Genomic DNA, 24,786 nt, shown 5'->3' with positions numbered 1-24,786 from the left:
AAATTGTAAATAATATGTTTTTATTTTTAAGTTGTTGAGGTAGGCCATGAGAACCATAACGCATTTTATTGAAGGCAAAGATTATACTGCTGAAGGCGAGCGTCACGCCGATGTGTTCGCCCCTAACACAGGAAAGGTTCAAGCCCACGTTACGCTGGCTACCGTGGAAACGGTAAATCATGCTGTTGAAGTAGCCCAAAAAGCCCAGCGTGAATGGGCAGCCACAAACCCTCAGCGCCGTGCACGGGTTATGTTTGAATTTAAACGCCTTGTTGAGCAAGACAAAGACAGGCTTGCCCAGTTGCTATCGAGCGAACACGGTAAAGTGCTATCCGACGCCCAAGGTGACATTCAACGAGGGCTAGAGGTTATTGAATTTGCTTGCGGCATTCCTCATGCGCAAAAAGGAGAATACACCGATAGCGCAGGGCCGGGTATTGATGTGTATTCCATGCGCCAGCCATTAGGTGTGGTTGCGGGGATAACGCCGTTTAATTTCCCAGCAATGATACCCATGTGGATGTTCGGCGTAGCCATTGCCTGCGGGAATGCCTTTATTTTAAAACCTTCAGAGCGGGATCCGTCGGTACCTGTTGAATTAGCCAAGCTCATGCTACAAGCAGGGTTGCCTAAAGGCGTATTGAACGTGGTACATGGTGACAAAGTAGCGGTTGATGCCTTGCTTGATCATCAAGACGTAAAGGCAGCCAGCTTTGTGGGCTCATCTGACATTGCCAATTATGTTTATGAGCGTGGTGCACGAGCCGGCAAACGTATTCAAGCCATGGGCGGCGCTAAAAACCACGGCATAGTGATGCCAGACGCTGATTTAGATCAGGTGGTGGCCGATTTAGTGGGCGCTGCGTATGGGTCTGCGGGCGAGCGATGCATGGCATTGCCTGTGGTAGTGCCCGTAGGTGAGGGCACCGCAGAAAAGCTTATCGACAAGCTTATCCCTGCCATTAAAGCCATAAAAGTAAGTCACTCTGAAGATGAGTCGGCCCACTACGGCCCTGTGGTAACCGCTGCCCATAAATCACGGGTTGAAGAATACATTGAACTAGCCATTTCAGAAGGCGCGAACCTTATTTACGATGGTCGCACGTCGCAAATACCTCAGCAAACTAACGGCTATTTTATTGGACCCACATTGTTCGACAATGTCACTGCCGATATGCGCTCCTATCAAGAAGAAATCTTCGGGCCTGTGCTTCAAATTGTTCGTGCCACCGACTTTAACCACGCGGTATCGCTGGCAAGCGATCACCAATACGGTAATGGTGTGGCTATTTACACCCGAAACGGCCATGCCGCCAGAGAGTTTGCGCATCGTGTGAACGTGGGCATGGTAGGCATCAATGTACCCATTCCGGTCCCTGTGGCTTACCACACATTTGGCGGCTGGAAGCGTTCGGCCTTTGGCGATACCAATCAGCATGGTATGGAAGGGGTTAAATTTTGGACCAAAGTGAAAACCGTTACCCAGCGATGGCCTGATGGTTCTGATACTAACGACAATGCGTTTGTTATTCCTACCATGGAATAGGCCGAGTCCAACGATATAAATTTGGAGTGAATGATGACTAAAAAAATTGCGTTTATTGGCCTAGGTAATATGGGCTCGGGCATGGCAAAAAACCTAGTGAAAAACGGGTTTAGCGTATTGGCGTTTGATTTAAGCAGCGATGCTATGGCCATGGCAAAAGAGAATGGCTGTGAATTAGCCGAGTCTGCCAAGCAAGCCGTAGAGCGCTGTGATGCAGTGGTAACCATGTTACCGGCTGGCAAACACGTTAAGGGCATATACGAAGAAACCGTATTGCCCAATGCAAAATCAGGTACCTTGCTATTAGATTGTTCAACCATAGATGTGGCCACTGCCAAGGAAGTCGGCGGCATGGCAAAAGCGCAGGGCTTGCTTATGGTAGACGCACCAGTATCTGGCGGCACCAAGGCTGCAGGCGACGGCACCCTTACTTTTATGGTGGGAGGAGAAAACACTGCCTTCGAACAGGCAGAAAAAGTACTTTCAGCCATGGGTAAGAAAATTATTCATGCGGGAGAATGTGGGGCAGGGCAATCCGCTAAAATTTGCAATAATATGCTGCTAGGTGCCAGCATGATTGCTACCTGTGAAGCGTTTCAACTAGCTGAAAAGCTAGATTTAGATCCACAAGTATTTTTCGATATTGCGTCGAATGCGTCGGGGCAAACATGGTCGATGACCAGCTACTGCCCAGTAAAGGGGGTAGGCCCAGCGAGCCCCGCGGATAATGACTTTGCCGGTGGTTTTGCCGCAGCGCTTATGGTGAAAGATTTGACCTTAGCCATGCAGGGCGCTGAGTCTGTGGGAGCAAAAGTGCCGATGGGAGAAAGAGCTGCCGAGTTATATCGGGCGTATTGTGAACAAGCACAAGAAAACGGTGGGCTAGATTTTTCTTCTATTATCAAAACCCTTTAGCTCAACGCTTCTATCTTTAGGATTTTAGCTAAAAAGCTTTGCTTAAAACTTGATTATTCAAGGTGTAAAAAAGGTGCAAGAAAGGTAGAGGCGACCTTCATTTTTTGCACCTTTATCAGGTTCGATATTCTTTTACTTTCCATACAAATATCCTCGCTTACGCTTCTAAGCAACATCTGTTTAATAAACTTCAGCTTACTAATAGCTCAACACTACGTTTTGTTGATTTAGAACAAAGATGCTTCCTCCCTAATGGGTACACTGGGTTATTCAGCTAGAAAGCCATTAATTGATTAAATCACAGGGGTAACTTATTCGTTCCCCACACCGTGAAAACACTCGCGCTTTTTATACAGCGAGATTCATTACACAGGAAGCGTTGCCGTGAAGACAGTGAAGAAGACCCCCTTCGTTTTAGTTCTTTTGTTGATGGTATTGTTAGTGCTTGGCTATAACGCCTTATTCGGTGACGCCGAACAAGAAGATGTGGTGTCGAGTAATGGCCGAATTGAAGCGATTGAAATTGGTATTGCTGCCAAGGTGGCGGGAAGAGTAGAAGCTATTTTTGTAGATGAAGGCGAGCAAGTAGAAGAGGGAATGCTAGTCGCAGAGCTTGATACTACAACGATTAAAGGTCAGCTTCGTCAAGCTAATGCCCAGCGAGTTCAGGCGCAAAGTGCAGTAGCCGCAGCGCACATGGCCATTGCACAGCGTGAGAGCGAAAAGGTGGCCTTACAAGCTGCGTTGCTTCAAACCGAAGCCGAACTAAAAGCGGCAGAAGCCCATGCAAGACGCACCAATGAATTATCAAAAACCGGTGCGGTGTCGAAACAGTTAGCCGAAGATAACTTAACCACGGTAGAAAGTGCGAAGGCGGCAGTGAATGCTGCTTCGGCAAGACTTGCTGCCGCAGACGCTACCATTGAAGCCTCTAAATCTCAGTACTTGTCAGCCCAAGCGGCGGTAACGGCAAGCGATGCCACCATCGCGCAAATTGAATCTGAAATAGACGATATGTTATTAAAAGCACCGCGCAACGGGCGTATTCAATACCGTGTTGTGCAACCTGGCGAAGTGGTTGCTGCAGGCGGGCGTGTACTTAGCCTTGTGGATTTAACCAATGTTTATATGACGTTCTATTTGCCTGCTACCCAAGTAGGGCGGCTTTCTATTGGCTCTGAAGCACGTATTGTTTTAGATGCTGCATCTGATATTTCTATTCCCGCCAGCATTTCTTATGTGGCAGATGTCGCCCAATTTACGCCTCGTTCAGTGGAAACTGAAAGTGAGCGAGAAAAATTGATGTTCCGGGTAAAAGCACAAATTCCAAAAGACTTGCTGCAAAAGCATATTGAAAAAGTGAAGACAGGCCTGCCTGGAGTGGTATGGGTAAAGCTTGATGATGATGCCGCGTGGCCAAGTGATGTGCCTGAATTGGTTGCGCTATGAAAGACGTCATTACCTGCGAAGGTCTGACGGTTCATTACAAATCAACTACCGCCATCGCAGACATCTCACTTCACATTCCGCGCGGTGCAACGGTAGGTTTCATTGGGCCTGATGGCGTGGGGAAATCTACGCTTTTATCGCTTATTGCTGGTGAACGGGCGTTGCAGCAAGGTACGCTTAATGTCCTTGATGGCGACATGCGTGAGCGGGCTCACCGAGAAGCCATTTGTGCGGATATTGCCTACATGCCACAGGGATTGGGCAAGAATCTATATCCCACCTTATCGGTTGAAGAAAACTTACAGTTTTTCGCCAAGCTATTTGGGCACGGACGCGCCGAGCGTCGCAAACGTATCGACAATTTAACTAAGCGCACCGGGCTGTTTCCTTTTTTATCTCGCCCTGCGGGCAAGCTGTCTGGTGGAATGAAGCAAAAGTTAGGCTTATGCTGTGCCCTTATTCACGATCCTAAATTACTGATTTTAGATGAGCCTACTACCGGCGTAGATCCGTTAGCGCGCAGTCAATTTTGGCGCTTAATTGCGGATATTCGAAAAGGGCAGGTTGATCTAACGGTGCTGGTTGCCACCGCGTATATGGATGAAGCGCAGCAATTTGAACATCTTATTGCCATGAACGATGGCAAGGTGTTAGCCACAGGTACGCCGAAAGAACTGCTGGCGAAAACCCAAACGGATAATCTAGAGTCGGCATTTATTGCGTTGCTGCCCGAATCGATAAGACGCAAACACCTGCCCGTTGTTATTACCCCCATAGATGAAAGTGCTCACGCGCCTATTGCCATAGAGGCGAAAAGTCTCACCATGAAGTTTGGTGATTTTACTGCGGTTGATAACGTCAGTTTTTCTATTAAAAAAGGCGAGATATTTGGCTTTCTGGGGTCGAATGGCTGTGGTAAATCGACCACCATGAAAATGCTAACTGGGCTATTACCACAAACCGCTGGCGAAGCATGGATGTTAGGCAGCGTATTAGATCCGAACGACATTGCCACGCGATACCGCGTGGGCTATATGTCGCAAAGCTTTTCCTTGTATACCGAGCTTACCGTTGAACAAAATTTGGTACTACACGCGCGGCTATTTACACAGGCTAATACTCAAGATAACAAGCAGCGTGAGGCTCGCGTACAAGAGATGCTTGAGCGCTTTTCACTAAGTCATCACAAAGATGCGTTGCCCGCATCGTTACCGTTAGGGTTGCGTCAACGGTTGTCGTTGGCGGTGGCCATGGTACACAAACCTGAAGTACTGATTCTAGATGAACCCACATCGGGGGTAGACCCCATCGCGAGGGATAATTTCTGGCGTTTGCTCATCACCTTGGCCAGAGAAGATGGTGTGACTATCTTTATTTCCACACACTTTATGAACGAAGCGGCAAGGTGCGATCGCATTTCGCTTATGCACGCTGGCAAAGTGCTGGTAACTGATTCACCTGAGGCCATTGTGGCCCACAAGCAAGCTGCGACCTTAGAAGAAGCGTTTATCGACTACTTAGAGGCCGCGCAGCCAAGTAAAGATGATGTGCAAAGCGAAGAGGCTAGCTTGAAGAAAGGTGTTTCTTCAGCGGGACAAGAAGCCATCCCAGAAAAAGAAAATACCAGCGCAGTGCCTGCGGCTACAAAACAAAAGAGCCGCTATAGACAGTCGCTACAACGTTTAATGAGTTATGCCACCCGTGAAACGCTGGAGTTAATGCGCGACCCTATCCGCTTAACCATGGCATTTTTAGGCTCTATCGTATTGATGCTGGTCATTGGCTACGGCATAACCATGGATGTAGAAGATTTACAATATGCGGTGTTCGACCGCGACAAGTCTGCCATCAGTGAGCAATACACCAATAGCCTTGCAGGTTCACGATATTTTGTTACCCAGCCTGATATAACCAGCTATGAAGATATGGATAGGCGAATGAAAAGTGGCGAGCTGTCACTTGCCATTGAGATACCACCTGATTTTGGTCAAAAGCTATACAAAGGTGAAAATGTACAAATTGCCGCGTGGATAGATGGCTCTATGCCCTCTAGAGCAGAGACCATTGAAGGCTATGTTGAAGGTATCCACTTAACCTGGTTGTTAGAACAAGCCTCTCAAATGAGCACGACCACTTCTACCTCGCTGATTGATGTGCAATCGCGCTACTTGTATAACCCCGATATTAAAAGCTTAGTTGCCATTGTACCTGCGGTTATTCCAATGCTGTTATTGATGATACCGGCGTTGCTTACCTCGTTAGCCGTGGTGCGAGAAAAAGAGCTAGGCTCAATTATTAATTTGTATGTGACGCCAGTATCGAAACTCGAATTTCTGCTGGGCAAACAAGTGCCTTATATCCTTACTTCGTTTGTTAGCTTCATTTTATTGGTACTGATGGCGGTGTACTTTTTTAAAGTACCGCTTAAAGGCGATGTCTTCGCGTTTGCCATTATTGCACTATTATTTGTGACCTTTTCTACCAGTTTTGGCTTGTTGGCGTCTGTTTTTACCAATAGCCAAATTGCCGCTATTCTACTTACTACCATTGGAACCATGGTACCTGCGGTACAATTTGCAGGCATGATTACGCCGGTTTCAGCGCTCGAAGGTATTGGTAAAGTTATTGGAGAAATGCACCCCATAAGCTACTTCTTGTTAGCCAGTCGAGGCATTTTCAGCAAAGGGTTAGGGTTTGGCACTTTAGATTTTGCGGTATATGCCATAGCGATTGGCATTCCCGTTACTCTGTGGTTGTCAGTGGTGCTACTTAAGAAACAGGAACGCTAAGACATGAAGATGAATAATGTATTACACCTTAGCGTAAAAGAACTGTGGAGCTTATGGCGCGACCCTGTGATGTTGGTGCTCATTTTCTATGTATTCACCTTAAACATTTACACTGCGGCCACAGCAGTACCTGAGTCTTTGCATAACGCGCCTATCGCGTTTGTAGATCACGACCGTTCGCAGCTTTCTCATCGGGTAATAGACGGCTTCGTGCCACCTTATTTTTTAACACCTGATATTATTACAGATCAGGAGGTTAACCCCAGCTTAGATACAGGCAAGTACACCTTTGTAGTGACCATACCGCCTGAATTCGAAAAAGACGTGATGAAGGGGTCAGTACCTGATGTACAAGTTAACGTAGATGCTACCCGCATTAGCCAGGCGTTTACCGGTAACGGCTATATTACGGAAATTATCGGCGAAGAGGTGGCCGCTTATGTGGCTGGGTATAAGTCAGAAACCAGTTACATTGTAGACTTAATCATGCGCGCACGGTTTAACCCCGCATTAGAAAGTTTTTGGTTTGGCTCCGTTATGGAGCTCATTAATGCGGTGACCATGATTGCCATTATTTTATCGGGCGCGGCGCTTATTCGAGAAAAAGAGCGGGGTACGGTAGAGCACTTGCTGGCAATGCCGGTATCTAGCAGTGAAATTATGTTGTCGAAAATTGCCGCTACCTTATTGATGGTATGGCTTGCTACACTCATGTCTGTGTACTTAGTGATTCAATATGTACTGGGCGTTCCCATAAATGGCGACGTGTGGTTATTTATGCTGGCGGTGGCCATTCACCTGTTTGCGGTGAGTAGTTTAGGTATATTCATGGCAACCATCGCGCGCTCTATGCCACAGTTTGGGCTTTTATTGATTCTAGTATTATTACCGCTTCAGTTGCTGTCTGGTGGTGTAACACCAAGAGAAAGTATGCCTGACTTAATTCAAAACATTATGCTTATTGCGCCTAATACTCATTTTGTTATGGCATCACAAGGTGTGCTGTACAGAGGGGCTGGGCTAAGTGTGGTGTACCCTCAACTTATTGCGCTAACATTTATTGGTGGGGTATTTTATTATATTGCCCTACGTCGATTTAAAAGCACCGTGGGTAGCATGGCTTAAAAAGAAGGTTTTGCCAAGAAAGGCGCGAGCCCAAGCCCCAAGCGGTAGCAGAAGGCACAATAGTTATTTTTTTGCCTATAAATTGTACATGTGCTAGGTTGAATTTAACGCATCAAAAAGGGAACAAATGATGAAGGCACACACCACTTCCGCTATATCTGGCGCTACCATAAAGCACTTAGCAGGCCTATTCACAGTAGCTTCTATTCTGTTTAGTAGTGCAGTATTTGCGCAGCATGATAAAACTCGACAGTATGAGAAATTTGAAATACTTGGACAAAAAACAAAACCGCAATTACAGCGTGAATTCAATAAAGCCAAATTTGATTTCTTGGATATGTATCATGAAATAAATGAAGTGGCGAAGTTTGACGTGCTCTGTTCTTATCATCGGCCTATAGGCAGTAAAATTGCCAAAAAAACCTGTGAGCCTCGGTATGTTAAAACTGCGCGAGCAATGTATATCCAAGCCATGTCTACTGGCACAGGGATTGATTTGAGTCGATTACCTAGCGACCAAATGATTAAATTTTTAACCAAACAAACTCGCGAAGAAAGCTATGAACACGTGTTGGCGTTAGTCATGACGAACCCAGAGTTAAACAAAAGTTTTGCCAAACTTGAGCTCATTCATAGTCGTTTGAACGAAGACAGTGAGTAGCGTAAACACCATTCTTTTGAACACCTAATACTGAAGAGTGAATAAGAAAAAGAGGCCTACTTAGAAAAGTAGGCCTCTTTTTTGTTTAATGCTCGAGGTTATTTATAAACGCTCATGGCTGGTTATCCGCTCAGGGCTGTTTACCTGCTCAAGGCTGTCTGTTCGCTCAGGGCTGTCTATTCGCTCAGGGCTGTCTATTCGCTCAAGGCTGTCTATTCGCTCAAGGCTGTTTTATTGATACTTTCTAAGCTCTATCCGCGACACCATGCCTTTATGCACTTCATCAGGGCCATCAGCTAATCGTAGTGCGCGAGCACCTGCAGCAAAGCGTGCTAATGGGAAGTCGCTACACATGCCAGCACCACCATGAATTTGCAGGGCCATGTCTACGACCGATTGCAGCATGTTTGGCACCACCACTTTAATGGCAGATATTTCTGTCATGGCGTGCTTCACCCCAAGGTTGTCTATCTTCCATGCCGCATGAAGGGTTAATAGCCTTGCTTGCTCTATGGCCATTCGAGCTTCAGCAACTCGCTCTAAATTACCGCCTAAGCGGATAATAGGCTTACCAAACGCGACACGTTCGTGCCCACGCTTAAGGGCAAGTTCAAGTGATTTTTCAGCCATGCCGATAGCGCGCATACAATGGTGAATACGGCCAGGCCCTAAGCGCCCTTGAGCTATAGCAAAGCCTTTGCCTAAACCCATCACCAGGTTTTCTTTGCTTACCCGTACATTATCAAAATGCATTTCACCATGACCGTAAGGGGCATCGTAATCGCCGTAGGCATCAAGCATGCGGGTTATAGTAATTCCCGGTGTATCAAGTGGCACAATCACCATACTATGGCGGCTGTGCTTGTCGTTTTCAGGGTTAGATAAACCCATGAATATAGTGAAAGCAGCGTTGGGATGCCCCAAACCGGTAGACCACCACTTTTTGCCGTTGATCACTACATCATCGCCATCTTCAATAATAGTCGCTGCCATGTTGGTGGCGTCAGAGGAGGCAACATCGGGCTCCGTCATACCAAACACGGAACGTATTTCACCTGCTAGCAATGGGGTAAGCCACTTGGCTTTTTGGGCATCGTTACCAAAGTGATAAAGCACTTCCATGTTTCCCGTATCTGGCGCGTTACAGTTGAATATTTCAGGGGCGAAAAGAAATCTGCCCATACGCTCAGCCATAGGCGCATATTCTAGCGTGGTTAGTCCTTTACCAAGCTCAGCATCGGGCAAAAATAAATTAGCTAAACCTGCTTCTCGCGCTTTTTGTTTTAGTGCCTCGGTGCCAGGGTGTAGCTTCCACTTTTTCCAATCACCGTGGTGGTTCTCTTTATGATGAAAATCATAAACTTCATTTTCAATGGGCTCGATATGTTCAGCAATAAATGCATCAAGTTTTTCGAGTAGGGCGTTTGTTTTATCGTTATGCGAAAAATCCATGACTATCCTCGGGTGCTTAGCAAATGGCTAGTAGCTTAAAAGCAGTGGGTAATAAATTTGATAGCTATAGCGTAGTTTAGTTAATAGAATGAATGAAATGAAATCTCGTCCGCCAGTATTGTGAATGCTATTCACTACGTTACGATGTTGTGATGCGCTTTTAGCAGCCGTTTTTAACAACCGCTTTTAACCGCCAGTTTGAAGCCAGTTTCAATAGGTGGCTTTAGCACAGTTTTACAGCACAGCTTTACAGCACGGCTTTACAGCATAGTGTGGTGGTAGGCGCTTTAGGTATTAAAAGGAAAGCCTTAATGCAAGATAATCGGCAATTTGAAAAGCTCGACTTAAACTTACTGAAAGTGTTTGAAGCTTTGTGGCAGCAGCGCAACATGACTCATGCGGCGGAGTCGCTGCATATCACCCCATCAGCGGTTAGCCACGCTATGAGGCGGTTTCGCGAAATTCTTGGCGACCCACTATTTGCTCGTGAAAAAAATCATATGCTGCCTACGGCCGCCTGCGAACGGTTAGCACCTCAAATTCTAGAGGCGTTAGCCAATATTCGTCGAGCATTAAGTGAATTTACCGTCTTTAACCCCGCTCACAGCCATCAGCGTTTCGTTATTGCCATGCAAGAGTCGTTAGAACTTAGTGTGTTGCCGGCACTATTGGCCAAGCTTGAAGTGCATGCGCCTAATGTTGAAATTGTCAGTGCGCGACTAAATCGCGACACTATGGTAGCCGACTTAAGCAATCGCAATTTACATTTAGTGGTAGACATTGGCCGACCCATTTCACCGCCGGTTGAACACTGTTTGCTAACCCGAGATAACTACGCTGTATTAATGAATACTCAGCATGCCTTGCGTAACAGCCTAAGTGCAGCGGCTTATTTAAATGCGCGGCATATAACGGTATCGAATAGAATAAAAGGAGCCTCGGTAGAGGAGATAGCTCTACAGCAACTTGGCGTAAGTCGCCCTTCGCTATGGCGTTGTCAAAACTACCGGGCCGCGGCAGAAGTTACCGCGAATACCAACGCACTGTTAACCTTACCAGGCTCTATTGCCAGCGCCCTTGCTGACGAAAACTTAAGTATCGCAGCACTGCCCTTCAACCTACCCGCATTGGAAACACATCTGTACTGGCATCAGCATCAAGAAGGTGAGCCAGGGTTAATGTGGCTTAAGGCTCTGGTATTACAGCTGTTTGCGTAATCTGGTTATTGCGTGTAATGTTTGCTAGTATTTCAGCATAAATTATTGGCTTGCTGTGCTATTTTCTTGCAGTGCTGTAAAAGTCACATAGAAAGCGCACATAATATTGATGGCAGTGTTCAACGCCTTGAGAACTCAAATGAAGATCCACACCATTTCTGGCTACATTCAACATATATACTTGGCTGAGCACGAGCATGGCCTACTGTTGTTAGATGGGTGTAGTCGCGCAGACGTTGAAACAGTGAGCCAGTTTATTACTGATACTTTACATCGGCCATTAAGTGACTTAAAACTGATTGTGGTAACACACATGCACCCCGACCATGCTGGTGGGGCAGTTCGACTAAAAGCGTTAACCGGGGCGCCTATTGCTGCGCACCCCAAAGCAAAAAGTTGGTATGCAGGCTTAATGGGTAGAGCAGCCCACGCCATTGATTTGGGCTTAACGTGGTGGGTGGCAAACCGTATAGGCAAGCAGCGTGAGTCTATTTGGTATAACCCTGTATTGCGTGCTGATATTTTGCTGGAAGACGAGCAAAATCTGCCCTTTTTTAACGAGTGGAAAGTGCTATATTCACCCGGGCACACTGACCACGATCTCACTATTATGCACGAACCTACGCGGCAAGCGTACGTGGCCGATTTATTGGTGAAAGTAAAAGGTGAGTTAGTACCACCTTACCCTCTATGCCATCCAAACCAGTACCGTAAGTCGTTGCAGCGCATTGCGCAGTCGTCTATAGAAACTATTTTCTGCGCCCATGTTGCCCCAGTACAATTGACTGATATTCCTTTCGACCACGTTATCGAGAACGCGCCTACCTTGCCAAAGAATCACTGGCACTCAGCTAAAAACCGTATAAATCGAAAGCTGTTTGGCAAAACCGCTCAGCACTAGTGGGTTCAGTAAAAGTGCATATTGCAAAAGTGCGAAGGCGGCTGTATTTAAAGCCGCTAAAGACAAAGCCAGCATGCTAAATTACCCCTGAGTAAATTGCTCGTAGGCTAACATGGCATCAGCAGCGTACATCAGGGACGGGCCACCGCCCATATAAATTGCCATCCCTAGTGTTTCTTCTAACTCTTCTTTGGTTACGTCTAAATCGACCAATGCTTTTACATGAAAGCCAATACAGCCGTCGCACCGTGTTGAAATACCAATAGCCAATGCAATCAGCTCTTTGGTCTTTTTATCTAGCGCGCCGTCTTGAGTCGCGGCTTTCGCCATGGCTGAAAACCCTTGCATAGTGTCGGGTATGCCAGCACGAAGCGACTTCATGTTATCTGAAATGCGTTTGGTTATATCAGGGTACGACTTGCTCATTTGATCATCCTTTTTACTATTAACGGTAAAGACTAAGCACAAAGTAAGTAAATATTTACATGCGTGTAATCTTATATATCAGTGCATTATATTATGGTCAATATAGAGTACGGCGAAATGCTGGAAGTTGTAACAAAACGTGCAATATGCTTGTCTTACATCAATTAATGACCACATTATGTAGAAGCACGTATGTTTAAGTGCAACTAAAAGGAAACGGGTGGCTCATGCAAAACAGTTTGTCTTCTTTACTTGATAAGGTGCGCTCAGCCGCGTCTGCATCAGGGGAAACCCTGTCTGATATCTTCAGTAAAGAAACCCATAGGTTTACCATTACCGGCTTAAGCCGAAGTGGCAAATCTATGTTGTTCACCAGCTTAATGACCATGCTGAAAAGTCGTAGCGAAGAGGGTTATGCTTGTATGCCTTTGTTGCGATACCTTCCGCCTTCACAGGTTGAGTTCATGCGGATTGAACCCATAGGCGGGTACAAGCCATTTCCTCTTGATGAGAACATGGCTGCACTGGCTGAGGGCCGCTGGCCTGCCGCTACGGAAGAGGCTTATGGTTTTAAGCTTATCGTGCGGTTAACACAAACCACCAGTATTAAGCGCCACGTGCTACCCCATACCGATATTGTTTTTGAGTTTATCGACTACCCAGGGGAGTGGATAACTGATATCCCCATGCTAGGTAAAACCTACGCCCAGTGGTCTGATTCTGCGTGGGCACAGTTAAGCAGCGGCCCCCAGCAGCATTTTGCGAATGAGTGGAAAACCGTTGTGAATGCCTTTGACTTCGAGCAATCACCTACTCAAGATAATATTAATGAACTTGTAAGTGCCTATCGACACTATTTAGTGATAGCGAAAAAAAATGGTATATCCCTACTACAACCTGGCAGTTTTTTATTAGATTCAAGTGATTTCGATTGGCAGCAGCTAGGGTTTGCGCCGTTACCGTCGAGTATTACCAGCGACGTATCTCATCCTTGGTACAAAGCATTTGAAAGCCATTTTACTGCGTTTCAAAAAGACTGGTTAACACCGTTAAAGCAGTCTGTATTTCGAGAAACCGATAAACAAATTATTTTGGTGGATTTATTCGAGGGTTTAAATCACAGCCGTCAGCATTTGTATCAATTAAAAGAAACGCTTAGTCATTTGGCCGACACCTTTGTGTACGGCCAAACAGGGTGGTTTGCCCGCAATGTTATGCGTAAAGAAGCCATTGGCCGAGTGGCTTTTGTGGCCACAAAAGCTGATTTAATACCGGTGTCTGAACGGGAAAACTTGTTATCGTTACTTAAGCAGGTTACTGAAGGGGCCAGAGCCCGTTTTGTTGATAAACCCATTCAGTTTGAGCACTTTTTAGTATCGGCAATACAGGTGACTGATGAAGGTGGTTCGCCGAACGCATTGCGCTATCAAGATGCCGAGAATGGCTACGTAGAAGCGGCATTTGAACCTATACCTGCTTCACTTAAAGCCATGGAAGCAGATGCACACTTTCCTGTATTGAACACCCAAGTGCCACAAGATTATATGGCGCGAATACTATCCGGCAGAGGATTGGACAGATTACTCCAGTTCTTGTTGGCTGAAGGAGTTTCCAATGAATAAGCCAAGCGCGATGAACGAACAAAACTCGATGGATAAACAACGCTCGATGGACAAAAATACCGAGAAACCAACAAGTGCAGCTGGGCCAGCCTATCGCCCCAAAGTGGTACAGCAGCGCCTTGATATTAGGCCCCCCGATACTGCAATGCCCGCAAAAACTGAAACCAACGAATGGCAAATGGACAGCGCAAAAGTGCGTATTTCCACTGGTGGATTAACCTTAGGGCTAGGTGTACTTTCCATTATTGGCTTCTTTGTTTTCGATGCCTACACCACCCTTACCGCAAGCGTGGCCGAGCACCCTATTGCTAGCATTGCTTTGGCCGCACTACTTAGTGGTTTTGTGGCCTGTTTCAGTTATTTGAGCTTTCGAGAATGGCGAGGCTATAAGCAAATCAATAAGGCCATTGATGATGGGCAAACAATCGCGTCGTTAACGGGTGAAGACAGCATTGAGACCGTGGATAAGGTACTCAAACGCCATGGTAGCCGTTTTACCTCATCGTCTTATGCTGCGCATTGTTTCGCTATTTACCAAAAGCAGTTACACAATGATATGTCTGCCAAAGAGCGGCTTGAGCTGTATCACGATACGGTGTTAAACGCGGTGCAACAAAAAGCGCAGAAAGTGCTTAACAAAGAATCGATTACCGCAGGAAGCTTGGCATTTATTAGTCCGAATAACTTAATTCAAACCTTTGCGGTGATGTGGATAAGCTTTCGTACCATAAGACGCATGGCCAAAATTTATGGCCTTCGACCCGGCACCATAGGCAATTGGAAACTACTCGGCGTATTAGCACAAAATATTGCTGCGCAGGGCGTGTTCGATTTAGCGACTGACGAAGTCGCCAATCAAATTGGTGGTTCGTTAAGTGCAAAATTTATGGAAAATTCCGCTGAAGCCGTTGCTGCGGGAGCGCTGAATGTGCGTTTAGGAAAGGCGCTAATGAAGCTATTGAAATAAAAAATAACAGCGTTATTTATAACGCTGTTATTTTTATATGATCATTTTAAGAGTATGGACACGAAGCGAAAATTCGAGCAGTCGTGCTCAGCTACCATAAGCTATAGCGCTTTTTTAGTTGGCATCACAACGTTGGCAAAAATAAGCCCTGCTACTAGCGACATAAAGATCAAGAATACTTCTTGGCCTAAGTGATCGGCCTGTACAAAATCTTGCCCCGAAATAAACGAGTTCAACCCAATATAAGTTTTAGACCCCGGCACCAATACAATTAGCCCATGCATAGCCACAATGGTAGCAGGCTGATTTGCAATGCGGGTGAAAGCATTGGCAAAAAGCCCTAGGGCGAAGGCTCCCACGAATGCGCCTAATCCGGGGCTCATGTAATCAGAGCTCCACGCCGTGGCACTGTATGCAATAAAGGCCGCCGCCATGGCCCATGGAATATGTTTAACCCGGGTGCGAAAAATAGCCACTAGCGCTAAACATAATAGAAATACCGATAACCACGTTGCCCAATAAGGCAAAGACTCAGCCGGTTGGTATACGTTCTCGCCAAATAAACTAAAGCCTGCCGATACGCCTAAAAAAGCACCGAAATAAAGCTTAAACAACTGCATTACGGCATCCATGGTGCGAGCAGTGCCCGATACCATATTGCGGGACGAAAGCTCGGCAAGCCCCATGGTAAGGGCAAGCCCAGGAACAAATACTATTACCGAGGAAAGTACAATAAGAGGAATGTTAATCCCTGGGTCGATGTAAGTACCAATAGCACACGCGAGTAGGGCAGCAATAAAAGCGGTAGCCGGTTCTAGCATTAAATTAACCCGCTTAGAACGCTCGGACCACAGCGTCCATACATAGGCAAGTAAGCCTAGTAAACCTGACCAACCAATTTCAGCCCAGCTTGCACCCATTAGCATGGCAAAGGCGCTGGTAGCCATACCGAAGGCGCCACCCGTAAGCCATTTCCCATAGGGGCTACCCATAGCATCAATTTCATCAAGGCGTTTATCGGCTGCTGCTAGAGTAAGCTCACCGTTTAGTAGTGAGCCTGCAAGCTCGTCGGTAAGTGATAACGCGTTCATGTCTAGGTCGCCGGGAAGTAGGCGAGAAGCATGATTATATTCATCTTCGTGTCTGTCACTCCAAATAACAAAAGTTAATGAAGTCGGTGTGGAAATAAATGAAGCGTGCACGCCTAAGTAGGTCGCAACTTCTAGTAAGTAAGCTTCTAGTCGAAAAGCAGGCGTGCCGTATTTGTGCAGCATTTTGCCAAGCTTTACAATAAATCTCCGAATTTGAATAAATTCTACAGTGTCCAACGACTTGTCCTACTTGGGGGTTATTTTTTAATAAAAATAAAAGTGCATTCACCGCTAAGTGCGGTAGCGAAATAAGCCAAGCCTGAATTTTTGAGTATAAAAAGGCTTGGCTAAAATTTGCGCGGATTGTAGAGGCAAAATAAGCATAACGCAAAAAACATTTATTAAATTTTCACGTTAGAAAAACTAATGCTTTTTTCTACTAAGATGCGTCACTAGGAAGGCGCTTATTTTGTGGAAGATCCCCAGGAGGGCCATCATCACGAAGACCTCCAGGAGGGCCACCAGGAGGATGATCACCAAGACCACCAGGGCCACCTCGCTTGGTATCGCACTGCATACTGTCACCCTGTATAGCGCAACCTTGAGGTGCACTGAAACAGGCTAAAATTTGGTTACTTCCGGCATCGCCAGCATGGTAGTGGTAACCGATGTCACCCTCTTTCTCTTTATCAACGCTACTTCCATCTAGAGCATGCCCGCCGCAGTCATCAAGATCATCAGGTACTTGTCCATCAGGGAGTTTACGTTCAAAAATAGTAAAACCGTCTAGTGCTACGCCTAACATTTTGCCGTGGGTAGAAAGCGCAGTATCAATAGATGAGCATTCGGTAATGGCATGGTAATGGTACCCAACATGAGGGTTAACGTGTCCGCCACAGTCATCAAAGGGGGCAAGAGTGTAAGCCCCTAAAATGGCATCAACTGGCGCAGGCGCATCCATCTTAATACCGTTGAAAGCAAGGCCTACTCCACCATGAGGGTCGAATTGGGTAATGCGTGATGCTTTTTTAGGGTAGGCGGGAATAAGGTATTTTTGTGGTTCAACATCTTCCGCGTATTCAGGTTGGCATTCAACGCAGTAGTTCTGATATTCGGGGGCAACATCGGGGCGCGCAGCAGCAAGGCAGGCATCTTTGCTATCGGTCACTTTAACTTCACCCGTTTCAGGGTTAAACAGCTGCCAATTGTCATCACTATAGAAGGTGGCTAGGTTTTCTATAAAGTTGCCATCCGCATCGTATACTTGGTTATCACTCAACCAAATTCCCGCGTCTTCAGCGGTATCGTTAATATTACGCGGGCACCACGGCCCTTTGTCGTGCCCAACGTCTATACCGCTATTTACCGGCATAGTAACGATATAACACGAAGATTCACTGCCATCGCTCAATGTACAGTCTACAAGGCCATCACTAACAATCACGTCATCAGTAAAGTATTCGGTAGTGGTTGGGAGTGAAGCGTTTGTACTTTGTTTTGTTGATTCTTTTTTTGGGTGCTCGTGGGAGTCTGGGTTGGAATGATCGCCGCACGCGGCAAGTGAGCTTAGGGTAAACACACCCATAACCAACGCTAGTCTTCGTAGTTTGTTATTCTTCATTGCTATCCTTTTCCACACGGTTAAAACAAAGCTGCTTAGTAATAGTAGCTTACAGAGGGCTTTTTGGATTAACACTCAGAAACAATAAGTATTACTCATCGCTTACATAGCACGACGAGGCCATGTCTTAGCCATATATAACGGCCAAAAACAAACAAAAGGGTGTGACAGAAAATAAGGTATTTATTGAATGGCTAACTAAAAGCCATCCAATCTTTCCATACCGGCTCCAACCCTTTTGCTTCAATGGCGGCGGCTACCAAATTTACAGCGCGGGTGTCATCTATATCAAACTGGTTAAGCGCTTCTGAAGGCGCACTATAACCGCCAGGTTGAGTTTGCGACCCTGCTGACATAGAGGTAATACCTAGTGGTAACACACCATCGCGAAATCGCGCCGATTCACGAGTAGATAGGGACAGTTCGGCTTGTGGGTTAAACAAACGGTGAGCGCATATCAATTGCAACAGTTGCGTTTCGTTAGGAAACTGCTGGGTTAATAAATTAACTGAATCGTTGGTATTGCCTTCGCACTGTCGTAAGCGCGGGAAAGAAATAGCCACCCGACTTCGCCAGTAATGCTGCTGAATAAGCTGGCCGTGCAGGGCAGTCATCACACTATCGGTACGCCAGTCACCTAACCCTAATAATGCGCCAATACCTATTTTATCAATACCTGCTGCGCCAATACGATCGCTGGCCTGCAAACGCCATAAGAAATCCTGCTTTTTGCCCCGAGTATGGTATTTTGCGTACGCTTGAGGGTTATAGGTTTCTTGGTAAACTAATACCGCATCCACCCCTAGGGTCTTTAAGGTTTCATAGTCTTTTTGTGGCAACGGCTGCACTTCCATCATGACGTTGCTCGCTTTAGCCCTTATTGCCGGTAGCACTTCACTAAAATAAGGCATGCCTACCTTTTGTTCGTGCTCGCCTGTTACCAGCAATACTTGTGAAAACCCCATATCGGTAATAGCGTCTATCTCGGTTTCTATTTGGCTCAAATTCAGCACCGTACGCTTTATTTTGTTACTCATGGTGAAACCGCAATATGTACATTCGTTTGCACATAAATTGGCAAGGTATAGGGGCACAAATAACCCCATGGTATTGCCAAATCGGGCGCGGGTTAGCATTTGTGATTGCGCGGCCATCTCTTCTAAATAAGGCGTGGCAGCAGGGGATATTAGCGCCATAAAATCATCTAAATTGCGGCTGGTTTTCCCTAACGCTTGCTCTACGTGCTTGTTGGTTTTACTTTGAATAGAAAGCGCTATATTCGTTAAATCTTGCGACATGAGTGTGCTTGCAATGCCCATTTTCAAATTACTCCTGCACCAAAAACTGGGTTAAGGGGCTAGAAGGCTGGGCTTCTTGATGAGTAATAGGCATGCCGGCTTCATAAGCTTTACGGCCTATTTCAACGGCTTTAGAAAAAGCGCTCGCCATGGCAACAGGATTGCTTGCAGTAGCAATAGCTGTGTTCACCAACACAGCATCAGCGCCCATTTCCATGGCCGCCATGGCTTCGCTAGGCTTACCAATGCCCGCATCAACAATAACGGGTACATTCGCTTGTTCAATAATAATGCGCAAAAAAGGCGCGGTTTGTAACCCTTGATTGGTGCCAATAGGTGCGCCTAATGGCATAACCGCTGCGCAGCCCACTTCTTCTAACCGCTTACAAAGCACAGGGTCGGCATGGCAATAAGGCAACACATTGAAGCCTTTTTTCACTAATACTTCGGCGGCACGTAGAGTTTCGATAGGATCTGGTAAAAGGTGCTGTTGGTCAGGGTGTATTTCTAACTTTATCCATGGCGAACCGAGCACTTCATAGGCTAACTCAGCAGCAAAAATGGCTTCTTGTGCGTTTTTGGCGCCAGAGGTGTTCGGTAATAGCGTAACGTCTAATTCTCTTAAAAGTGCTAAGGAATTATCATGCTCAATATGCGCAGAAAGCCGCTTCATGGCTAAGGTTACTATAGTGCTTTTGGCACTTTTTACGCTGCGTTTCATTATGCTTGGCGAGCTAAATTTACCCGTGCCCATTAATAGGCGAGATGAAAAAGTTTGATTCGCTAAGGTAAGCATTTACCCTCCTGCTACAAGCGTGAAAATATCAAGCTTATCGTTGTTTTGTAAGTGGATTTCATCCCAAAGCGGCTTGGCCAAAATAGTGCCGTTTTTAGCCACAGCAGTGCCGTCTTGGCTTATGTCTTGGATTACGCCTTGGGCTGTTAGAAATGCTAACACCGACGTATTTGGTGCACAGTTAGCCTGTTCACCATTTAATGAAATATTTATGTGTGACATTGGCATACCTCGCAGTGTTTGTAAGGCGGAAGTGAGAAAGATTGAAACTGTGCGGAGGCCACATTCATGATGGTGTATTGCCCCCACGTAATGTTTACCTTGGGGTTGGCCATATACAGCAGGGCTTGGGTAGCTTGAAAGCATGCTGCCATGCCTACCACAGGGCCTAAAATACCTTGACTGATGCAGTCTTCTTGTACCCTTGTGTGCGCAAGTAGGCATGCGTAGCAGCCACTGTTTTTTTCACTCAATTGCAGGTTTATCGCTTGCCAGCTGTACTGGCTGGCGGCAGCAATAAAAAGTGCTTTGCGCTGGTCAACACAAGCGGCATTAATGGCTTTTCGGGTAGTGATGTTGTCACTGCAATCCAGCACGCACTGGGCACCGGTTATCAGCAACGGTAAGTTACTGCTATTTGCGTGAATTTCGGCTAGTTCAATCTGGGTGTGGGGGGTTACTAGGCGCAACTGGGCATAGCTGGCTTTTGTTTTGTATTGGCCAATATGTTCTTGGTTAAACAGCACTTGCCGATGGATGTTACTCTTATCAACAGTGTCGTTATCTACCAGCAAAACTTTGCCAATACCTGCACCCACCAAGTAACGCGCAACTAAGGTACCTAGCCCTCCAAGCCCGATAACAACAGCGTATGCTTGTTTCAGGCGAGCTTGCCCTTCTTCGTCAATGTCATCAAGCAGCAACTGGCGACTGTAACGGCTGATGTCATCGGCAGAAAGGTGTGCACTATCCATAGCTAAGGCCGTGTTGAACTAATGCGCCAGGCTCGGTAATTCTGTCTACCATGTCTTCGCCATTATCTTCGGCATCATTCATCCGCCTTAACAAGTCGTGAAATGCCGCAGCCGGGTCCGCTGCTTGTGTAACGGCTCGCACAACGGCAATACTCGACACGCCAGTACTGGCTACCGTGTTAATTCGTGACAAATTAATACCGCCAATGGCCACCGTAGGAATATCTGCACAAAGCCGAACGTAACGTGAAAGGCGATCGAGCCCTTGTGGTTTCGACGGCATGTCTTTTGTGGTGGTGGGAAAGATATGACCAAGTGCAATGTAAGAGGGGCTTAGCCTTTTAATGCGTTGAAGCTCACAGTAACCGTGGGTAGAAACACCCAACCTAAGCCCTGCACGGGAAATGGCTTGTAAATTGGCCGTTTCGAGATCTTCTTGCCCCAAATGTACGCCGTAGGCACCATGCTTGATGGCTAATTCCCAGTCATCGTTAATAAATAACTGACAGGGTGTGTTCTTTACTACCTCTACAGCCTTCGCTATTTGTGTTGACTTGAAATCTTCAGTGCCAAATTTTATTCTCAATTGAATAATCACGGCGCCTGCTTTTACCAGTACCTCCAATTGCGATACATCGCTAACCACTGGGTATATCCCTAGTGAGGTGTTGGTTAATTTAGGAAATTGCATTGGGGTTTTGTGCGAAATAGGGTCATTTTCACCATAGCGGACAGAAGGATAGTGTACCGGCGTTAAAGGAAAGCCAACTAAACCTGCGCAATGAATTTGGTCGGCGGAACAGACAGAACTGCTTGAAAATACCGACGCGTTACGCACTTTATGCAGGTATGCATTAGCAAGGGTTAGCGCATCTTGAATATCATAATCACTTGCCACAAAACCGGCTAATGCACTGGAAAACATGCAACCTGTGCCTCTAAGGTTACCCATGTTATCTCGGGGTTGTTGGAAAATTCGAATCGCCTGCGCTGACACGAAAGTATCAATTGCTGTACTTTGCCAGTGGGCGTGGCCGCCTTTAACGTAAACAGCTTGAGCCCCACGGGCAATAAGCGCTTGTGCCGCGGCTAATAGAGACTTTTCACAGTGCACAGGCCAGCCGGTTAACTGTGCTAACTCTTTCACGTTAGGGGTTACAACATCCACAGTCGCAATAAGCGTATCAATACTATGTTGGCTGAGTTCACCTAAAACGCCTCCTGACGAACTTACCAATACAGGATCCCAAACGACAAAACAGTTAGCGGTTTTATACTGTTTTATTTTTACTACATGCTCACACAAAAATAGGGCTTGAGCAGAGTTTGCAATAGCGCCAATCTTTATTGCCCTAGGTGGAAGGTCGCTTTCGAGTGCTTGCCATTGTTCATTGAGTGTATCGATACTTAGCGCGGATGCGCTTCGCATTATCGAATGTGATTGGTTTGCGACCTGGGTGGTTAATACGCATGCATGCACATTTATATCAGCAAGGGTAATGGCGTCGCGGGTTATACCCGCGCCTCCACTTGTATCTATGCCACCAATAGCCCATACAACGGGTTCCTCGCTCATGGCTTGTGTTGCTTTAAATAAGCCTCTTGTTGTTTCTATCACGGCAGCTGCACCTTGGTATCGGCACCGTGATATAGCGCAGCTCCAGAGTTATTAAAGGCGGTAGCCATGTCTTGCATGCCTTTTTCTTGCAGTGCTTTTTCTTGAAGAGCACTGTCTTGTTGCGCAGCTTCCTGATTAGCTTTGGCTACATCTCGCACTTCTTGAGAAATTTTCATAGAGCAAAACTTGGGGCCGCACATAGAACAAAAATGTGCCACTTTACCCGAGGCCTTGGGCAGGGTTTCATCGTGATAAGCGCGGGCGGTATGGGGGTCTAATGCGAGGTTGAACTGGTCTTCCCAACGAAACTCAAAACGGGCTTTCGACATGGCGTTATCGCGAATTTGCGCACCGGGGTGGCCTTTCGCTAAGTCGGCAGCATGTGCCGCAATTTTGTAGGTAATTAGCCCCTGCTTAACATCTTCTTTGTTGGGCAAACCCAAATGCTCTTTAGGGGTAACATAACAAAGCATGGCGCAGCCGTACCAACCTATCATAGCGGCACCAATTCCAGACGTGAAGTGGTCATAACCTGGCGCGATATCAGTAGTTAGGGGGCCTAATGTGTAAAAAGGCGCTTCATGGCAATGGGTTAACTGCTCTTCCATATTAGCTTTGATCATGTGCATTGGCACATGCCCTGGGCCTTCAATCATAACCTGAACATCGTATTCCCAGGCTATTTTAGTGAGCTCACCCAAGGTGCGAAGTTCAGAAAATTGTGCCTCATCGTTTGCATCGGCTACGCTGCCTGGGCGTAATCCGTCACCTAAAGAAAGCGATACATCATAAGCGGCACAAATTTCACAAATATCGCGGAATCGTTCGTACAAAAAGCTCTGTTTGTGATGACTTAAACACCACTTGGCCATAATAGAGCCGCCGCGCGACACAATGCCCGTTACTCGATTTGCGGTAAGTGGCACGTATTCAAGTAATACGCCTGCGTGAATGGTGAAGTAATCTACCCCTTGTTCGGCTTGCTCGATAAGGGTGTCTTTAAACAACTCCCAGGTAAGATCTTCAGCCACGCCATTTACTTTCTCGAGGGCTTGGTAGATGGGCACAGTACCTAAAGGGATTGGGCTGTTACGAAGCAGCCATTCGCGTGTTTCGTGAATGTTGCGGCCGGTGGATAAATCCATAAGCGTATCGGCGCCCCAGCGGGTAGACCACACTAGCTTTTCTACTTCCTCTTCAATAGACGAGGTGACCGCTGAATTACCAATATTGGCGTTAATTTTGACTAAAAAATTGCGGCCAATGATCATAGGTTCTAGTTCAGGGTGATTTATGTTCGCGGGAATAATCGCGCGACCAGCTGCCACTTCTTGGCGAACAAATTCAGGGGTAATGTTTGAAGGCAGGTTAGCCCCGAAGTGCTCGCCTTTGTGTTGATTGCTTAGCGGGCTGTCTTTTAGTGCGTCGCGGCCCATGTTTTCGCGAATGGCAATGTATTCCATTTCGGGCGTTATAATACCTTGGCGAGCGTAATGCAGTTGGGTTACATTTTTACCTTCTAGGGCTTTGCGTGGTTTCAGCGTGCGCGTGAAACGAAAATCTTCAGTGACAATATCTTGCTCACGTTGCTTCGCGAAGTGCGACGATACCCCTTCAAGCTGGTACGTGTTTTCGCGGGCTTTAATCCAGTTTTCTCGTAGCGGCGCCAACCCTTTTTGCACGTTAATGGTAACGTCTGGGTCGCCGTAAGGGCCGGAAGTATCGTAAACCCCAATGGGTGGGTTACTTTCAAATATAGGCTTTTCTTCGGTGCCGCCAATTAAGCTGTCGTGCTGGTGAATCAGTCGCATGGCAACGTTAATATCGTCGCGGCTGCCTTTTTCGTAGTGACGAGTAGAATTAGGGTAGGCCTCACCGGCCAATTGATTAATAAAGTCTTGCGCCTGTTGGCGCTGTTCGCGTCGAGTCGACATAGCATTTTCGCCTGTTAGTTTAGGTTATAAAATGCTTGTCAGGAGTGGAGGAGAGAATACAAAGGGCGCAAAAGCATGACCAGTATTGCATGCAAAATCCTGAAGGACAAATTCATGCCATACCACATAGTTTAACTTTTACTATTTACGACTTACCACTTTGTACTTTCTTGTTCCCTTCGCAGGTATTAGCCTGATCAGGTTCAACGGATCCCGCTTTCGCGGTCTCAGCTCACTGGATTAATTCAGTTGAGCACTCCGACAAGTAACTGTAATCAGTATAAAGCGAAAGAAAATAAAATTTCAAGCCTTGTTTTAGCGTGGTAGGGGAAGCGTGTTAGCCGTAAAAAGCTGTTTGAAGTTTATCAAGCAACACACCCTTCT

At 46.4% G+C, this 24,786-nt stretch carries 20 protein-coding genes and 1 riboswitch; of the genes, 10 read left to right on the top strand and 10 right to left on the bottom strand.

Going from position 1 to position 24,786, the window contains the following annotated elements; translation table 11 throughout:
- Positions 1-46: 46 nt before the first annotated feature.
- From AMBT_RS18175 to AMBT_RS18150, 6 genes are all read left to right on the top strand, one after another.
- The gene (locus tag AMBT_RS18175; protein WP_013786113.1) at positions 47-1,546 is read left to right on the top strand and encodes a CoA-acylating methylmalonate-semialdehyde dehydrogenase; all 1,500 of its coding nucleotides are present in this window, start codon (positions 47-49) and stop codon (positions 1,544-1,546) included.
- Positions 1,547-1,579: 33 nt separating this feature from the next.
- Positions 1,580-2,461, top strand: a complete 882-nt coding sequence (gene mmsB / locus AMBT_RS18170; protein ID WP_013786112.1) for a 3-hydroxyisobutyrate dehydrogenase — start codon at positions 1,580-1,582, stop codon at positions 2,459-2,461.
- 384 nt (positions 2,462-2,845) lie between these two features.
- Positions 2,846-3,910: an HlyD family secretion protein gene (locus tag AMBT_RS18165; protein WP_013786111.1), complete on the top strand. Its 1,065-nt coding sequence runs from the start codon at positions 2,846-2,848 to the stop codon at positions 3,908-3,910.
- Complete coding sequence (gene rbbA, locus AMBT_RS18160; RefSeq protein WP_013786110.1) at positions 3,907-6,699, top strand: ribosome-associated ATPase/putative transporter RbbA; 2,793 nt, start codon at positions 3,907-3,909, stop codon at positions 6,697-6,699. The genes AMBT_RS18165 and rbbA overlap by 4 nt, the downstream gene beginning before the upstream one ends.
- A 3-nt stretch (positions 6,700-6,702) precedes the next feature.
- On the top strand, positions 6,703-7,824 hold the full coding sequence (locus AMBT_RS18155; RefSeq protein WP_013786109.1) for an ABC transporter permease: 1,122 nt from the start codon (positions 6,703-6,705) through the stop codon (positions 7,822-7,824).
- 127 nt (positions 7,825-7,951) lie between these two features.
- Positions 7,952-8,485, top strand: coding sequence for a hypothetical protein (locus AMBT_RS18150; protein WP_148259126.1), 534 nt, complete (start codon positions 7,952-7,954; stop codon positions 8,483-8,485).
- Between the two features lie 231 nt (positions 8,486-8,716).
- Here the strand turns inward: AMBT_RS18150 and AMBT_RS18145 are convergent, their stop codons facing one another.
- Entirely contained in the window at positions 8,717-9,937 is a 1,221-nt protein-coding gene (locus AMBT_RS18145) for an acyl-CoA dehydrogenase family protein (protein WP_013786107.1), read from the bottom strand.
- A gap of 311 nt (positions 9,938-10,248) precedes the next feature.
- On the opposite strand from AMBT_RS18145, the gene AMBT_RS18140 reads away from it, so the two are divergent.
- Both AMBT_RS18140 and AMBT_RS18135 read left to right on the top strand, forming a co-directional pair.
- The gene (locus AMBT_RS18140) at positions 10,249-11,154 is read left to right on the top strand and encodes a LysR family transcriptional regulator (protein ID WP_013786106.1); all 906 of its coding nucleotides are present in this window, start codon (positions 10,249-10,251) and stop codon (positions 11,152-11,154) included.
- Positions 11,155-11,293: 139 nt separating this feature from the next.
- The gene (locus tag AMBT_RS18135) at positions 11,294-12,055 is read left to right on the top strand and encodes an MBL fold metallo-hydrolase (RefSeq protein ID WP_041453117.1); all 762 of its coding nucleotides are present in this window, start codon (positions 11,294-11,296) and stop codon (positions 12,053-12,055) included.
- Between the two features lie 81 nt (positions 12,056-12,136).
- Here the strand turns inward: AMBT_RS18135 and AMBT_RS18130 are convergent, their stop codons facing one another.
- Positions 12,137-12,481: a carboxymuconolactone decarboxylase family protein gene (locus AMBT_RS18130; protein WP_013786104.1), complete on the bottom strand. Its 345-nt coding sequence runs from the start codon at positions 12,479-12,481 to the stop codon at positions 12,137-12,139.
- A gap of 227 nt (positions 12,482-12,708) precedes the next feature.
- On the opposite strand from AMBT_RS18130, the gene AMBT_RS18125 reads away from it, so the two are divergent.
- Together AMBT_RS18125 and AMBT_RS18120 are read left to right on the top strand one after the other, a co-directional pair.
- On the top strand, positions 12,709-14,103 hold the full coding sequence (locus AMBT_RS18125) for a YcjX family protein (RefSeq protein WP_013786103.1): 1,395 nt from the start codon (positions 12,709-12,711) through the stop codon (positions 14,101-14,103).
- Positions 14,096-15,070, top strand: coding sequence for a DUF697 domain-containing protein (locus AMBT_RS18120; protein ID WP_013786102.1), 975 nt, complete (start codon positions 14,096-14,098; stop codon positions 15,068-15,070). The genes AMBT_RS18125 and AMBT_RS18120 overlap by 8 nt, the downstream gene beginning before the upstream one ends.
- Before the next feature lie 101 nt (positions 15,071-15,171).
- Here AMBT_RS18120 and AMBT_RS18115 read toward each other — a convergent pair whose 3' ends face one another.
- From AMBT_RS18115 to thiC, 8 genes are all read right to left on the bottom strand, one after another.
- A complete protein-coding gene (locus AMBT_RS18115; protein WP_013786101.1) occupies positions 15,172-16,398 on the bottom strand; it encodes a threonine/serine exporter family protein in 1,227 nt (408 codons plus the stop codon).
- Positions 16,399-16,600: 202 nt separating this feature from the next.
- Positions 16,601-17,782 (bottom strand): YHYH protein, encoded by a 1,182-nt coding sequence (locus AMBT_RS18110; protein WP_013786100.1) that lies wholly within the window; start codon positions 17,780-17,782, stop codon positions 16,601-16,603.
- A 194-nt stretch (positions 17,783-17,976) separates the two neighbouring features.
- Positions 17,977-19,101 (bottom strand): 2-iminoacetate synthase ThiH, encoded by a 1,125-nt coding sequence (gene thiH / locus AMBT_RS18105; RefSeq protein WP_013786099.1) that lies wholly within the window; start codon positions 19,099-19,101, stop codon positions 17,977-17,979.
- Between the two features lie 7 nt (positions 19,102-19,108).
- Positions 19,109-19,876 (bottom strand): thiazole synthase, encoded by a 768-nt coding sequence (locus tag AMBT_RS18100; RefSeq protein WP_013786098.1) that lies wholly within the window; start codon positions 19,874-19,876, stop codon positions 19,109-19,111.
- On the bottom strand, positions 19,877-20,098 hold the full coding sequence (gene thiS, locus AMBT_RS18095) for a sulfur carrier protein ThiS (protein ID WP_013786097.1): 222 nt from the start codon (positions 20,096-20,098) through the stop codon (positions 19,877-19,879). It lies immediately after the preceding gene.
- On the bottom strand, positions 20,086-20,850 hold the full coding sequence (locus AMBT_RS18090) for a HesA/MoeB/ThiF family protein (RefSeq protein ID WP_013786096.1): 765 nt from the start codon (positions 20,848-20,850) through the stop codon (positions 20,086-20,088). Before AMBT_RS18090 ends, thiS begins: the two co-directional genes overlap by 13 nt.
- Entirely contained in the window at positions 20,843-22,468 is a 1,626-nt protein-coding gene (gene thiE / locus AMBT_RS18085; RefSeq protein ID WP_013786095.1) for a thiamine phosphate synthase, read from the bottom strand. The genes AMBT_RS18090 and thiE overlap by 8 nt, the downstream gene beginning before the upstream one ends.
- Positions 22,465-24,402, bottom strand: coding sequence for a phosphomethylpyrimidine synthase ThiC (gene thiC, locus AMBT_RS18080; protein ID WP_013786094.1), 1,938 nt, complete (start codon positions 24,400-24,402; stop codon positions 22,465-22,467). The genes thiE and thiC overlap by 4 nt, the downstream gene beginning before the upstream one ends.
- 157 nt (positions 24,403-24,559) lie before the next feature.
- A riboswitch (TPP riboswitch) is annotated at positions 24,560-24,673 on the bottom strand.
- Positions 24,674-24,786 lie beyond the last annotated feature (113 nt).

This window comes from Alteromonas naphthalenivorans, from assembly GCF_000213655.1.
GTDB classification, from domain to species: domain Bacteria; phylum Pseudomonadota; class Gammaproteobacteria; order Enterobacterales; family Alteromonadaceae; genus Alteromonas; species Alteromonas naphthalenivorans.
Note: the sequence above shows the minus strand (reverse complement) of the source record. Positions and strands in the feature narration are given on the sequence as shown.